This is a genomic window from Mycobacterium sp. 48b, from assembly GCF_048282725.1.
GTDB lineage: Bacteria > Actinomycetota > Actinomycetes > Mycobacteriales > Mycobacteriaceae > Mycobacterium.
On sequence record NZ_JBLVUL010000001.1, the window covers coordinates 5,607,236 to 5,620,133 of the forward strand.

The 12,898-nt window shown below is 66.9% G+C and carries 12 protein-coding genes; 9 read left to right on the plus strand and 3 right to left on the minus strand.

Annotated features, from left to right (window positions below; genetic code table 11):
- Positions 1 to 5 precede the first annotated feature (5 nt).
- Positions 6 to 923, minus strand: a complete 918-nt coding sequence (locus ACNQR1_RS27355) for an NADP-dependent oxidoreductase (RefSeq protein ID WP_418048745.1) — start codon at positions 921 to 923, stop codon at positions 6 to 8.
- A 136-nt stretch (positions 924 to 1,059) separates the two neighbouring features.
- Here ACNQR1_RS27355 and ACNQR1_RS27360 point away from each other — a divergent pair, with 136 nt between their 5' ends.
- From ACNQR1_RS27360 to ACNQR1_RS27370, 3 genes are all read left to right on the plus strand, one after another.
- A complete protein-coding gene (locus tag ACNQR1_RS27360) occupies positions 1,060 to 1,509 on the plus strand; it encodes a winged helix-turn-helix transcriptional regulator (protein WP_418048746.1) in 450 nt (149 codons plus the stop codon).
- 94 nt (positions 1,510 to 1,603) lie between these two features.
- Positions 1,604 to 3,001 carry an acyl-CoA dehydrogenase family protein gene (locus ACNQR1_RS27365; RefSeq protein WP_418048747.1) on the plus strand — a complete coding sequence of 466 codons (1,398 nt, stop codon included), beginning with the start codon at positions 1,604 to 1,606 and terminating at the stop codon, positions 2,999 to 3,001.
- A gap of 37 nt (positions 3,002 to 3,038) precedes the next feature.
- Positions 3,039 to 4,259 (plus strand): acyl-CoA dehydrogenase family protein, encoded by a 1,221-nt coding sequence (locus ACNQR1_RS27370; RefSeq protein WP_418048748.1) that lies wholly within the window; start codon positions 3,039 to 3,041, stop codon positions 4,257 to 4,259.
- Between the two features lie 215 nt (positions 4,260 to 4,474).
- Here the strand turns inward: ACNQR1_RS27370 and ACNQR1_RS27375 are convergent, their stop codons facing one another.
- A complete protein-coding gene (locus tag ACNQR1_RS27375) occupies positions 4,475 to 5,452 on the minus strand; it encodes an esterase family protein (protein WP_418048749.1) in 978 nt (325 codons plus the stop codon).
- A 462-nt stretch (positions 5,453 to 5,914) separates the two neighbouring features.
- Here ACNQR1_RS27375 and ACNQR1_RS27380 point away from each other — a divergent pair, with 462 nt between their 5' ends.
- Complete coding sequence (locus tag ACNQR1_RS27380) at positions 5,915 to 7,081, plus strand: acyl-CoA dehydrogenase family protein (protein ID WP_418048750.1); 1,167 nt, start codon at positions 5,915 to 5,917, stop codon at positions 7,079 to 7,081.
- A 12-nt stretch (positions 7,082 to 7,093) separates the two neighbouring features.
- Complete coding sequence (locus ACNQR1_RS27385; RefSeq protein ID WP_418048751.1) at positions 7,094 to 7,717, plus strand: NAD(P)H-dependent oxidoreductase; 624 nt, start codon at positions 7,094 to 7,096, stop codon at positions 7,715 to 7,717.
- A gap of 7 nt (positions 7,718 to 7,724) precedes the next feature.
- On the opposite strand, the gene ACNQR1_RS27390 is transcribed toward ACNQR1_RS27385, so the two are convergent.
- The gene (locus ACNQR1_RS27390; protein ID WP_418048752.1) at positions 7,725 to 8,282 is read right to left on the minus strand and encodes a type 1 glutamine amidotransferase domain-containing protein; all 558 of its coding nucleotides are present in this window, start codon (positions 8,280 to 8,282) and stop codon (positions 7,725 to 7,727) included.
- 176 nt (positions 8,283 to 8,458) lie between these two features.
- On the opposite strand from ACNQR1_RS27390, the gene ACNQR1_RS27395 reads away from it, so the two are divergent.
- From ACNQR1_RS27395 to ACNQR1_RS27410, 4 genes are read left to right on the plus strand one after another with little or no spacing between them, the layout of a single operon-like run.
- Positions 8,459 to 9,550: a homogentisate 1,2-dioxygenase gene (locus tag ACNQR1_RS27395; protein ID WP_418048753.1), complete on the plus strand. Its 1,092-nt coding sequence runs from the start codon at positions 8,459 to 8,461 to the stop codon at positions 9,548 to 9,550.
- A gap of 2 nt (positions 9,551 to 9,552) precedes the next feature.
- Positions 9,553 to 10,788, plus strand: coding sequence for an alpha/beta hydrolase family protein (locus ACNQR1_RS27400; protein ID WP_418048754.1), 1,236 nt, complete (start codon positions 9,553 to 9,555; stop codon positions 10,786 to 10,788).
- Complete coding sequence (locus tag ACNQR1_RS27405) at positions 10,785 to 11,987, plus strand: CaiB/BaiF CoA transferase family protein (RefSeq protein ID WP_418048755.1); 1,203 nt, start codon at positions 10,785 to 10,787, stop codon at positions 11,985 to 11,987. The genes ACNQR1_RS27400 and ACNQR1_RS27405 overlap by 4 nt, the downstream gene beginning before the upstream one ends.
- A gap of 1 nt (position 11,988) precedes the next feature.
- On the plus strand, positions 11,989 to 12,891 hold the full coding sequence (locus ACNQR1_RS27410) for a hydroxymethylglutaryl-CoA lyase (RefSeq protein WP_418048756.1): 903 nt from the start codon (positions 11,989 to 11,991) through the stop codon (positions 12,889 to 12,891).
- Positions 12,892 to 12,898 lie beyond the last annotated feature (7 nt).

Genomic DNA, 12,898 nt, shown 5'->3' on the forward strand with positions numbered 1-12,898 from the left:
TGAGCTCACGGCTGGATGACGATCCGGCCCCGTACGCCGCCTTTGGCGAGCGTCCGGTGGGCATCGGCCGCCTGATCCAACCCCAGCACGGAATGCACCCGCACCGGTAACCGGCCTGCCGCCGCGCGCTCCAGAAGGCCGGCGAGCCTGGGGCCGTCAGGGTGGGCCACCACGGCGGCGACGGTGATTCCGCGTTCGGCCGGCAGCTCCGAACTCGGCTGCACCCCGACGAACTGCCCACCGTCGCGGACCAGCGCAAGCGCCGCCTGCTGCATCGCCCCGGCGTCGGCGACCGCGTCCCATCCCGGCCCGGCGTCGGCGCTGAACTGCGCCCCGAGTCCGCGGACGAACTCCTCGTCGTGTTCGCGGGCCAGACCGGTCACCTTCCAGCCGCGCTCCTGAGCGAGCACGACGAGGTAACCCCCGACCGCGCCGGCCGCACCGGTAACCAGGAGCCGGGCACCATCGGCGGGCGCGTCGCCGAGCAGATCGAGAATCTGTGCGGCGGTCAACCCGTTGAGCGGCAGCGTCGCTGCGGCGGTCAAGCCCAGCCCGTCGGGTACGACAGCAACGTCGGCGGCGGATACCACCAGGCGCTCGGCGTAGGTGCCGTAGTCCCGGTCGAACCCGGCCACCATCCCGGCAACCCTCGTGCCCACCGCCAGATCTACACCGGGACCGGCAGACTCGACGGTGCCGGCGAATTCCCAGCCGAGACCGGTCCAATTCGGCTGGTGCACCAGCCCGAGATCGTGGAACACACCGGCGGCCACCCCGAGGTCGACGGGGTTGACCGTCGCCCCGGCGACCTTCACCCGGACCTGGCCGCTACCCGGTTCGGTCGGCGGAACGTCGACGATCTCGATGGAATCGGGTCCGCCTGGAGAACGGACAACCGCGGCGCGAAACGTGGCAACAGACATGAAAACTCACTCCTTTTTGAACCTTGTGGTGAACTGCTCTCCTACTCCACGATGGAGGGGTAGCTCTCCAATGGGAAGTACGCACTCGGAAGTGCGTAACTCACCGCGAGGCTCATCTCGGAGCAAAGGAGCGGATGTGCCGACGACAACTGCAGCCCAGAAGCGGGCACGAGCAAAGCTGGAATACGACGCCTTCCTGGCGAACTGCCCCAGCCGTCAACTGCTCGACCGGATCAGCGACAAGTGGGTTGCGCTGATCCTGGCGGCGCTCGGCGGCGACGGTCCGCGCCCCGGCGCCGGCGACGGCGGCGCACCGCGGCCGATGCGCTATTCCGAGCTCTCCCGGCGGCTCGCCGGGGTCAGTCAGAAGATGCTCACCCAGACCCTGCGCTCTCTCGAACGCGACGGGTTGCTCACCCGGACGGTGACACCGAGCGTGCCGGTCACCGTCACCTACGAGCTGACTGACCTGGGCCTTTCTCTGCAACAACTGATGGTCGGGGTCAAATCGTGGGCCGAGGCGCACATGGACGAGGTACGCCTGAACCGCGAGCAGTACGACCAGCTCTCGGCAGTGGAACCCTGATCTCCGGTGGTGTGAAGTTGGTAACAGATGCCGTACCTTACTCCGGAGTAAGATACGGTCAGATGCGTCGCCACGACCAGCAGAGGCAGCTGACATGACCAACACCCTGCCGTCCAAGAACGGCACCCCCTCCCGTCCCTCCAGCTCCGGCCAGCAAAGCGCTGTCGGACTGCACAAGCACAAGCGGACAGCGACCGACATCGGGTTGGCGCTGATCACGCCCATCGTCGGTCAGGAATTTCTGGACCGTTACGGCCTGCGCGATCCGCTCAACCGCAGCCTGAAATACGGTGTGAAGCAGGTGTTTTCCGCCGCAGGCGCCGCCACCCGGCAATTCCAGCGCGTTCAGGGCCTGGGCAAGGCTCCGACCCGGCTGAAGGCCAGCGGGGCCGACTACTTCGACCTGACCCCCGACGAAGACCAGCAGATGATCGTCGAGACGGTCCGGGAGTTCGCCGAGGAGATCCTGCGCCCCGCCGCGCACGACGCCGACGAAGCCGCCGCCTACCCTGCGGATCTCATCGCCAAGGCCGCTGAGCTGGGCATCACCGCCGTCAACGTTCCCGAGGACTTCGACGGCATCGCCGAACACCGCAGCACCGTGACCAATGCACTCGTCGCCGAGGCACTGGCCTACGGCGACATGGGTCTGGCCCTGCCGATCCTGGCGCCCGGTGGCGTCGCCTCGGCACTGACCCACTGGGGCAGCGCCGACCAGCAGGCCACCTATCTCAAGGAATTCGCGGGCGAGAACGTGCCGCAAGCCTGCGTGGCGATCGCCGAACCGCACGCCTTGTTCGACCCCACCGCGCTCAAGACCACCGCGGTGCGCACCCCCAGCGGGTACCGCCTGTCCGGTGTGAAGTCGCTGGTGCCCGCCGCCGCCGATGCCGAATTGTTCATCGTGGCAGCACAGTTGAACGGCAAGCCGGCGTTGTTCATCGTCGAGGCGTCGTCACCGGGTCTGACGGTCAAGGCCGATCCGAGCATGGGCATCCGGGCCGCCGCGCTCGGCCAGGTCGAGCTCGACAACGTGGCGGTGCCGCTGGCCAACCGCCTGGGCGAGGACGAGGCCACCGATCAGGACTACAGCGAGGCCATCGCGTTGTCCCGGCTCGGCTGGGCCGCGCTGGCCGTCGGTACCTCGCATGCGGTGCTCGACTACGTCATCCCTTACATCAAGGAACGCACCGCCTTCGGCGAGCCGATCGCCCACCGCCAGTCGGTGGCCTTCATGACCGCGAACATCGCCATCGAACTCGACGGCCTGCGGTTGATCACCTGGCGCGGCGCCGCCCGCGCCGAGCAGGGCCTGCCGTTCGCCCGCGAGGCCGCGCTGGCGCGCAAGCTCGGCACCGACAAGGGCATGCAGATCGGCCTGGACGGCGTGCAGCTGCTGGGCGGTCACGGTTACACCAAGGAACACCCGGTCGAGCGCTGGTACCGCGATCTGCGGGCCATCGGCGTCGCCGAGGGTGTTGTCGTCATCTAGCCCGGCGCCATTCCCTTACTGAGCTGAAAGACTAAACATGGCAATCAATCTGGAAATGCCCCGCAAGCTCCAGGCGGTCATCGAGAAGGGCCACCAGGGCGCCGCCGAGATGCTTCGCCCGATCTCGCGCAAGTACGATCTCGCCGAGCACGCCTACCCGGTCGAGCTGGACACCCTTGCCACGCTCTTCGAAGGCATCTCGGAAGCCAAGACCATCTCGTTCGCCGGCGCCGAAGCGTTCCGCGACGACGCCAACACCAAGGGCGAGAAGGTCACCGTCAACGGCGCCAACATGTCCGCACTGCTCAACGCTCTCGAGATCAGCTGGGGCGATGTCGCCCTGCTGCTGTCGGTGCCGCGCCAGGGCCTGGGTAACGCCGCCATCTCCTCGGTGGCCACCCCCGAACAGCTCGAGCGCCTCGGCAAGGACGTGTGGGCCGCGATGGCCATCACCGAGCCCGGCTTCGGCTCCGACTCGGCCGCGGTGACGACCACCGCGGTGCTCGACGGCGACGAGTACGTGATCAACGGCGAGAAGATCTTCGTCACCGCCGGTTCGCGCGCCACCCACATCGTGGTGTGGGCGACGCTGGACAAGTCGTTGGGCCGGGCGGCGATCAAGTCGTTCATCGTGCCGCGCGAACACCCCGGCGTGACCGTCGAGCGCCTCGAGCACAAGCTCGGCATCAAGGCGTCCGACACGGCGGTGATCCGGTTCGAGAACGCCCGCATCCCCAAGGACAACCTGCTGGGTGATCCGGAGATCCACGTGGAGAAGGGTTTTGCCGGGGTCATGGAGACCTTCGACAACACCCGCCCGATCGTGGCGGCCATGGCGGTCGGCATCGCCCGCGCCGCGCTGGAGGATCTGCGCACGATCCTCACCGACGCCGGGATCGAGATCTCCTACGACAAGCCGGCCCATGCGCAGAGCGCCCCCGCGGCGGAGTTCCTGCGGATGGAGGCCGACTGGGAGGCCGGATACCTGCTGACCGTCCGTTCGGCATGGCAGGCCGACAACAGCATCCCCAACTCCAAGGAAGCCTCGATGGGCAAGGCCAAGGCCGCCCGGGTGGCCAGCGACATCACTCTCAAGGCGGTCGAAATGGCCGGAACCGTCGGCTATTCCGAGCAGACCCTGCTGGAGAAGTGGGCCCGCGACTCCAAGATCCTCGACATCTTCGAGGGCACGCAGCAGATCCAGCAACTGGTGGTCGCCCGCCGCCTGCTGGGGCTGTCCTCGGCCGAGTTGAAGTAGTTCGTGCTCCCGCCGGTTTTCTCCCGGCGAGCAGACCTGAAAGTGCCCGGTTTCCATGGAAACCGGGCACTTTCGCGTCAGCTCGGCCATCGCTGCGGGCCATCGGTGCAGCCATCGGTGTCGACGGCATGGGGATCGAGGACAGACCCACACATAGCGAAATCGCCCAGAACACAGGGTGTTCTGGGCGATTTCGTTATCGCGTGTCGTCGGGCTTAGCCGAGCACCCGCTGCAGGTCCGGAACCATGGCCTGCAGCTCCCGGGCCCAGTAGGCCCAGTTGTGCGTGCCGTTGTCCGGGAAGTTGAACACAGCGTTGTTACCGCCGGCCGCGATGTAGTTGTCGCGGAACGTCTCGTTGGTGCGGATGGTCAGGCCCTCCAGGAAGGTGGCAGGCAGATCGCCACCGCCGAGCTCGTTCGGCTTGCCGTTACCGCAGTAGATCCACAGGCGGGTGTTGTTGCCCACCAGCGTCGGGATCTGCACCATCGGGTCGTTGCGCTTCCAGGCGCTGTTCGGATCCTCGGTCGGACCCCACATGTCGTTGGCCTTGTAGCCACCGGCGTCGCCCATGGAGATGTTGATCAGGAACGGCCACCAGCCCTCGGAGGGGTTCAGGAAGCCCGACATCGACCCGGCGTAGATGAACCGGTCGGGGTGGTAGGTCGCCAGGATCAGCGCGGCGGAACCGGCCATCGACAGACCGATCGCGGCGTTGCCGGTCGCCGCGACGTCGCGGTTGGCGGCCAGCCAGGACGGCAGCTCGCTGGTCAGGAAGGTCTCCCACTTGTACGTGGTGCAGCCGGCCTTACCGCAGGCCTGGTTGTACCAGTCGCTGTAGAAGCTGGACTGACCACCCACCGGCATGACCACGGACAGGCCGCTGTCGAGGAACATCTCGAAGGCGTTGGTGTTGATGTCCCAGCCGTTGAAGTCGTCCTGAGCGCGCAGGCCGTCGAGCAGGTAGACCGCGTGCGAACCCGGTCCGCCACTCTGGAACTGAATCTTGATGTCGCGGCCCATCGACGGCGACGGGACCATCAGGTACTCCACCGGCAGACCCGGCCGGGAGAACGCTCCCGCGGTCGCCGACCCGCCGGTCACTCCGATCAAGCCAGGCAGCATCAGCGCTGCCACAGCCGCCACCGTCATGCGGCGTGCCCAATGGCCACGAATCTTGTCAATGAAGGTCATACTGCGAATCCATCCGTTTCCGGTCAACTACGCCATTTGTGCGTTCGGCGATCAGCATCGCCAAGCGACACCGCAGCGACCGAGTCACTGCACTGTCACGCCCGCCCGTCTGAGCCGGTGCCTCTGAAGAGCGGACCGAAGAATTCAGTTGTTGCGCCATGAGTAAATCACGGGCCCACGACGGGGGAAAACCCGCGGCGCGCCGCCGAACTGCATATCTACGGATTCAAAAAAGTGAATTCGGCTTTATCTATTGGCCGCAGGCAGGCGATCTAGCTGGGAAAACGCCTGCACCCCCCAGACAGCGCCGACGGTGCGCGATGAACACCGATGCCTTTCCGTTCACAACTGGTGTCCGGAGGGTTATCCGATCGTCGCCAACCGGTTTTCGAAATGCCCGCCCAGCACCCTTCCACGGTCCCGAAACCGGACCATACTAAAAAGTATGGTAGCTTTCGGACCATGACCTCGACCCCTACCGCCGACTGCGTCATCAGCCCCGAATTCGTCGCACGACTGGCCGAACGCGCCGCGGAAGCCGAGGAGTTGCGCCGGCTCCCCGACGCGACCGTCAGCGACCTCGTCGAGTCCGGTTTCACCGAGCTCCTGGTGCCAGCCCGTTACGGCGGTCAGCAGGCCGATTTCCCGGCGATCCTCGATCCCGTGCGCCGGATGGCTCACGGCTGCACGTCCAGCGCGTGGACCATCGGCTTCCTGGCCCTGCACAACTGGATGCTGTCGCTGTTCGGCGAGCAGGCCCAGGAGGAGGCCTTCGCGAGCCGCCCGTTCCTGGCCCCTGCCCCACTCGCGCCGACCGGGCGCGGACTGCCGGCCGACGGCGGCATCCGCCTGACCGGCCGGTGGTCCTGGGCCACCGGCGTCATGCACGGGAACTGGATCATCGTCGCCGCGCTGTGCGGCCCCGACGACGCGCTGTACCCGGCGCTGGCGTTGCTGCAGATCAGCGATGTGACCGTGGCCGACGTGTGGCACACCGACGGCATGCGCGCCACCGGCTCCAACGACGCCATCGCCACCGATGTCTTCGTTCCGGAGCACCGGCTGGTGAAAGTGCTCGACATCTATTCCGGTACGGCCCCGGGCGCCGGATTGCACGACAGCACCGCATACCGCTGGCCGATGGTGCCGGCCCTGGCCCTGCTGGCGGCGATGCCCGCGCTGGGCAGCGCCGAACGGGTGACCGAGATCTACGCGCAGCGCCTCGGCGAACGTGTGCTGCCCTACGAGGGCGTCGTACAGAAGGACAAGCCGATCGCCCAGGCGCATCTGGCCGGCGCTCAGGTACGGGTGCGCGCGTTGCGCGCCCTGCTGGCCGACACCGTCGGCGAGATCGAGGCCATCGTGGTGTCGGGTGACCCGGTGGAGAAGCCGGTACGTGCGCAGGCCCGGCTGTCGGCCGCGCACATCGTCAACGAGTCCAAGGCGGTGATCGCCGACCTGCTGGGCGCGGGCGGTGCGAGCATCCATTTCCTGTCCAGCCCTCTGCAGCGGTTCAAGCGCGACGTCGACGTCCTGTCGGGCCATGTGGTGTTCGACTACGACACCAGCCGCGAGCTGGCCGGTGCACTGGCGCTGGGGATGCGAATCCCCCGTACGTCCATGATCTGACGGGCTGATCTGATGCGGACTCTGTGGATCGAGGCCAGCCCGAAAGGGGACGACGCGTTGTCCTCACAATTGGCGCAGGCCTATCTGGAAGCCGCCGACGGGGTCGGCGAGGTGGAACGGTTCTCGGTATGGGACGACGATGCGCTGCGGTTCGGCCGGGATGCGGCGATCGCGAAGTTCGCGCAGCTGTTCGGTGAACCGATCACCGAGGATCAGCAGGCGGTATGGCGGCAGGTGCTCGCCGAGATCGAGCGAGTGCGTGGGTTCGACCGGCTGGTGGTGTCCTCCCCCATGTGGAACTGGCACGTGCCGCACGCACTCAAGGCGTGGATCGACATCATCGTGCAGCCGGTGGCCAGCTTCACCCTCAACGAGCGAGGCGAACACGTGGGCACCCTGGGCGAGGGAAAACCGTTGCAGCTCATCCTGACCCGCAGCAGCGCTTACGACGGGCGCCACCCCGAGCTGCAAGATTTCCAGAAGCCCTACCTGGAGTACGTGTTCGGGATGCTGGGCTACCGCGTCGACACCCTGGTCGTGGAGCCCACCACACGGTGGAAACCTGCCGAACGGGAACAGATGCGCGTCGAGGCCATCGAGCGGGCCCGCGAAGCCGCCCGCAACTCGGGGGCGTGAGGGGCGCTCAGGTCTGGGCCGGAGTACACGCCAACGCCTCGGTGATCGCCTCACAGAACGCGGGAAGATCGCCGGGAGAGCGGCTGGTGATCAGGTTGCCGTCGACGCAGACCTGCCGATCCACCACGGCGGCGCCGGCGTTGGCGAGATCCGTGCGGATACTCGGATAGCTGGTCAGCGTGCGGCCACGCACCACGTCCGCTTCCACGAGGGTCCACGGTCCGTGACAGATCGCCGCGACGGGCTTTCCGGATCGGACGAAATCGCGGACGAAGGCCACCGCCGTCTCGTCCAGCCTCAGCTTGTCCGGGTTCACGGTCCCTCCGGGCAGGATCAACGCGTCGAACTGATCGACCTTGGCCTCGGCGACCGTGCGGTCCACCGGAAACGTGCCCGCGGGTTCGAGATCGTGATCGCGGGCCTGGATTTCGCCGGCTCGCAGCGACAGCAGCTCGACATGGCCCCCCTCGTTCTCGACGGCGGCACGCGGTTGTTCGAGTTCGATGCGCTCCACACCGTCGGCGGCAAGGATTCCGACCCTGCGGCCCTCCAATTCCTTTCTCATGACAGTCCTTTCGTTGACACCGACGGGCAATGGCGAGTTCGGGCGCCCGATCGAGGGCTACCCGGGGACGCCGAGCCCGAAACGCCGAAGTTCGACCCCGGACACCCCTTGTCAGCGGCTGTAACAAAAAGTAAAGTCACTTTCAGTTTTCGCCCCGCACCTTTCAGGAGTCGAGCATGGAATCCTTCGTCCACCTGCGTAAAGGCAAGACCCCGAAACGGGTGCACGCCGACCTCGACGGTCTCAAGGACGACGAGCTCGGTCGCGGCGGTTTCGTCGGACGTACCGCCAACATGTACCGCCGCAACGACCCCACCGCCTATCGCACCGTCGGTCCGCTCCGCCCGACCGACGTACTGTCCAGCGAGCTCAAACCGAGCGACGCCACCGACGCCCAGGGTGGCCCGCTGCTGATGTTCTCGAACGCCGACTGCCAGGTGCTGCTGAGCCGGCGCACCGAGGAGATGCCGTTTTTCGTCCGCTACGTCGACGGCGATCTGCTGTTGTTCGTACACAAGGGATCGGGCCTGCTGGAGACCGAGTTCGGCCCGCTGCGCTACCGCGAGGGCGACTGGGTCTACATCCCGAAGGCCTGCACGTTCCGTCAGATACCGGAGACCGAGAGCACGTGGCTCATGATCCAGGCCACCGACGATTTCCGGGTCCCGCCGGCCGGCACCCTGGGCCGGCACTTCCCGTTCGATCCGGCGCAGGTCACGATCCCCGAGCCGCAGCCCATCGACGATGACGGGCGGGACGAGTACGAAGTCCGCCTGATACATGAGGGCGGGCCGACTTCTCTGTTCTACCAACACAATCCCCTCGACGTGGAGGGCTGGCGCGGCGACAACTTCCCGTTCACCTTCAACATCGAGGACTACACCGTCATCACCTCCGAGAGCGTGCACCTGCCACCCACCGTGCACCTCTTCATGCAGGCCACCGGTGTGTATGTGATGAACTTCCTGCCCAAGCCCGCCGAGAGCGTGCCGGGCACCGAGCGCACCCCGTGGTATCACCGCAACGTCGACTACGACGAGATCGCGTTCTTTCACGCCGGTTCGCTGTACGGCATCCCGATGCCGCCCGGCCTGGTCTCTCATGCACCCCAGGGTGTCCACCACGGAGCGCCCGAGAAGGCGCGCGAACGCGCACGCCGCAAGTTCGACGACTACGACCGGGTTGACTGGTCGGTGATCGCCATCGACACCCGTCGTCGTCTCATCCCGTCCGCCGAAATCCTCGCCAACGATCTGGGGCAACACTAGTGATGACAACCGTTGAAGCACCTGTGAAGCACGAGTACGACCGCATCCCGTATCTGGTTGCCTACGAGAACAACTCGTCGGTGCGCGACGTGTACGGCGGCGTCGCCGAACTCGTGGTGCTGGAGAGCTACTTGCTGCGGCCCAAAGCGAAGCCCTCGGATACGGTGCTGGTGTTCATGCACCCGATCGGGGGCGGCGCCTACCTGCCGATGATCAACGCCCTGGCCCGCGCCGGACACCACGTCATCTACTGCAACAGCCGGTTCCGCGGCACCGACTCGGCACTGTTGATGGAGAAGGTGGTCGAGGATCTCGGCGAGTGCATCAAGGACGCCAAGAACCGGCTGGGCTACGACAAGGTGGTGCTGGCCGGGTGGAGCGGCGGTGGTTCGTTGTCGGTGTTCTACCAGCAGCAGGCGCAGAACCCCACCGTGACGGCGAGCCCGTCCGGTGACGGGCCCGACCTCACCAAGCTCGGTCTGATCCCCGCCGACGGAATCATGCTGCTGGCCGCGCACATCAGCAGGCACGGCACCATGACCGAATGGATGGACGCGTCCATCCTCGACGAGAACGACCCGACCAAGCGGGACCCCGAACTCGACCTCTACAACCCGGACAACCCCAACCAGCCGCCCTACACGGCGGAGTTCCTCGAGCGGTACCACCAGGCCCAGATCGCCCGCAATCGGCGAATCACCAAGTGGGTCAAAGAGAAGCTCGCCGAGCTCAAGGCCGCCGGACGCCCGGACGACGAGTTCGCGTTCGTCGTGCACGGCACCATGGCCGACCCGCGCTGGCTGGACCCGACCGTCGATCCCAACGATCGCAAACCCGGAACCTGTTATCTGGGCGATCCCCAGGTGGTCAACATGAGCCCCGTCGGCCTGGCGCGATTCTGCACGCTGCGCAGCTGGCTGTCGCAGTGGAGCTACGACGACGCCAACGGTGACGCCGTCAAGGCCGGGCCCGACATCGCGGTCCCCGCCCTGGTGATCGGCAACCTCGCCGACGACGCCTGCACGCCCAGTCACACCCGCCGGCTCTATGAGGCGATCGGTCATCCCGACAAGGAGATGCACGAGATCCCAGGCGCCAACCACTACTACTCGGGCCCGGATCAGCGCGGCACCCTGCGCCAGGCCGTCGCGATCTCCACGGATTGGCTGCACCGGCACGGGTTCGGAGGGCAGGAGCGAAGCGACCGGGGATCAACACAGTCACTGGATCCGGCATGACGACCGGAGCCTTGGACGGCATCAGGGTGATCGAGCTCGGCACCCTGATCTCCGGCCCGTTCGCCGGCAGGCTGCTCGGCGACATGGGCGCCGAGGTCATCAAGATCGAACTGCCGGCCACCCCGGATCCGCTGCGCACCTGGGGCCAGGCCGAACTCGACGGGCACCATTTCTTCTGGACCGTGCACGCCCGCAACAAGAAGGCCGTCACCCTGGACCTGCGGAAGGAAGCCGGCCGGAATCTATTTCTAGAGCTGGTCGAGCAGTCGGACATCATCGTGGAGAACTTCCGGCCCGGCACCCTGGAGAAGTGGGATCTGGGCTACGACGTTCTGCGCGGGCGGAACAAGGGCATCATCCTGGTGCGGGTGTCCGGATACGGGCAGACCGGGCCGGACGCCGGCAAGGCCGGCTACGCCTCGGTGGCCGAGGCATCGAGCGGCCTGCGGCACATGAACGGGTTCCCGGGCGGTCCCCCGCCCCGGCTGGCTCTGTCGCTGGGCGACAGCCTGGCCGGCATGTTCGCCGCCCAGGGCGCCCTGGCCGCGCTGTACCGCCGGACCGTCACCGGCGAGGGCCAGATCGTCGACACGGCACTGACCGAAAGTTGCCTGGCGATACAGGAATCCACCATCCCCGACTACGACATCGGCGGGGTGGTGCGCGGGCCGTCGGGCACGCGGCTGGAAGGCATCGCTCCGTCGAACATCTACCAGAGCGCCAACGGCAGCTGGGTGGTGATCGCGGCCAACCAGGACACCGTGTTCCGCCGGTTGTGCGCCGCGATGGGCAGTCCTGAACTGGCGACGGACGATCGATTCTCCAATCACGTTGCCCGCGGGCGTAATCAGGATGAGCTGGACAAGATCATCGGCGATTGGGCCGGCAAGCGGCAGCCGGAGGAGATCATCGAAACCCTGTCACAGGCCGGGGTGATCAGCGGACCGATCAACACCGTGGCCGAGGTTGTGCAGGATCCGCAACTGCAGGCCCGTGGCATGATCGCCGATCACTTCGACGAGCGGATCGGACGGACCGTGAAGGGCCCCGGCGTGGTCCCGGTGCTCTCCGAGTCACCCGGCACGATCCGCAACGCCGGCTCGGCCCGGCCGGGCCAGCACAACGATGAGGTGTACGGCGACCTGCTCGGGCGCAGTGCACAAGACCTCGAAACCCTGCGCGCAGAGGGGGTGCTGTGAGATGAACCTACCCACGAAGGTCGACATCCGCGAGGTGTGCCTGCGGGACGGCCTGCAGATCGAGACGCCGATTCCGTTGTCCGCCAAGGTCGCGATCCTCGAGGCCATCGTCGCCACCGGCGTGCGGGAAGTAGAGGCGACGGCGTTCGTCTCACCCTCGAAGGTGCCGGCCCTGGCCGACGCGGCCGAACTCGCCGAAGAGCTGCACAGATTCCCCGAGGTGGAATTCTCCGCACTGGTGGCCAGCCCCAACGGCGCCAAACGTGCCATCGCCGCCGGCCTGCGTTCGATCGAATACGTGGTGTCCGCATCGGATGCGCACTCGCACGCCAACGTGGGACGCACCTTGGCCGAGGCCACCGCCCAGATCGCCGACATCGTGGCCATCGCGGGTGACAGCGGCACCTCGGTCGAGGTGATCATCGCCACCGCGTGGGACTGCCCGTTCGACGGCCCGACCGATCCACAGCGGGTGCTCGACATCGCCTCGGCAGCAGTCGGTTCCGGCGTGAACCGGATAGCGATCGCCGACACCATCGGTACCACCACCCCGCGCCGGGTCACGTCATTGGTCGAGCAGGTCCGGCCGCTCATCGGCGACCTGCCACTGGGCGCACACTTCCACAACACGCGTGGAGCGGGATTGGCCAGTGCGTACGCCGCCGTCCAGGCCGGCGTCACGCGCCTGGACGCATCGGTCGGCGGCCTGGGTGGTTGCCCGTTCGCGCCGGGCGCCAGCGGCAACATCGCCACCGAGGATCTCGTCTACATGTTGCGCGACAGCGACATCGACGTGGACGTCGAACTGTCCGCGGCCATCGACGCGGCCCGCGTCGCCCAGGACGCCGTCGGCCACGAGCTTCCCAGCGCACTGCTGCGGGCCGGCGACCGGATCCTGGGCTGAGGCGCCG

Bases quoted from the DNA above. Each gene is read 5' to 3' on its own strand.
- ACNQR1_RS27375 (WP_418048749.1), bottom strand. From the start codon at position 5,452: ATGACCTTCATTGACAAGATTCGTGGCCATTGGGCACGCCGCATGACG.
- ACNQR1_RS27390 (WP_418048752.1), bottom strand. From the start codon at position 8,282: ATGAGAAAGGAATTGGAGGGCCGCAGGGTCGGAATCCTTGCCGCCGAC.
- ACNQR1_RS27380 (WP_418048750.1), top strand. From the start codon at position 5,915: ATGACCTCGACCCCTACCGCCGACTGCGTCATCAGCCCCGAATTCGTC.
- ACNQR1_RS27410 (WP_418048756.1), top strand. From the start codon at position 11,989: ATGAACCTACCCACGAAGGTCGACATCCGCGAGGTGTGCCTGCGGGAC.
- ACNQR1_RS27355 (WP_418048745.1), bottom strand. From the start codon at position 923: ATGTCTGTTGCCACGTTTCGCGCCGCGGTTGTCCGTTCTCCAGGCGGA.
- ACNQR1_RS27365 (WP_418048747.1), top strand. From the start codon at position 1,604: ATGACCAACACCCTGCCGTCCAAGAACGGCACCCCCTCCCGTCCCTCC.
- ACNQR1_RS27385 (WP_418048751.1), top strand. From the start codon at position 7,094: ATGCGGACTCTGTGGATCGAGGCCAGCCCGAAAGGGGACGACGCGTTG.
- ACNQR1_RS27370 (WP_418048748.1), top strand. From the start codon at position 3,039: ATGGCAATCAATCTGGAAATGCCCCGCAAGCTCCAGGCGGTCATCGAG.
- ACNQR1_RS27400 (WP_418048754.1), top strand. From the start codon at position 9,553: ATGACAACCGTTGAAGCACCTGTGAAGCACGAGTACGACCGCATCCCG.
- ACNQR1_RS27395 (WP_418048753.1), top strand. From the start codon at position 8,459: ATGGAATCCTTCGTCCACCTGCGTAAAGGCAAGACCCCGAAACGGGTG.
- ACNQR1_RS27405 (WP_418048755.1), top strand. From the start codon at position 10,785: ATGACGACCGGAGCCTTGGACGGCATCAGGGTGATCGAGCTCGGCACC.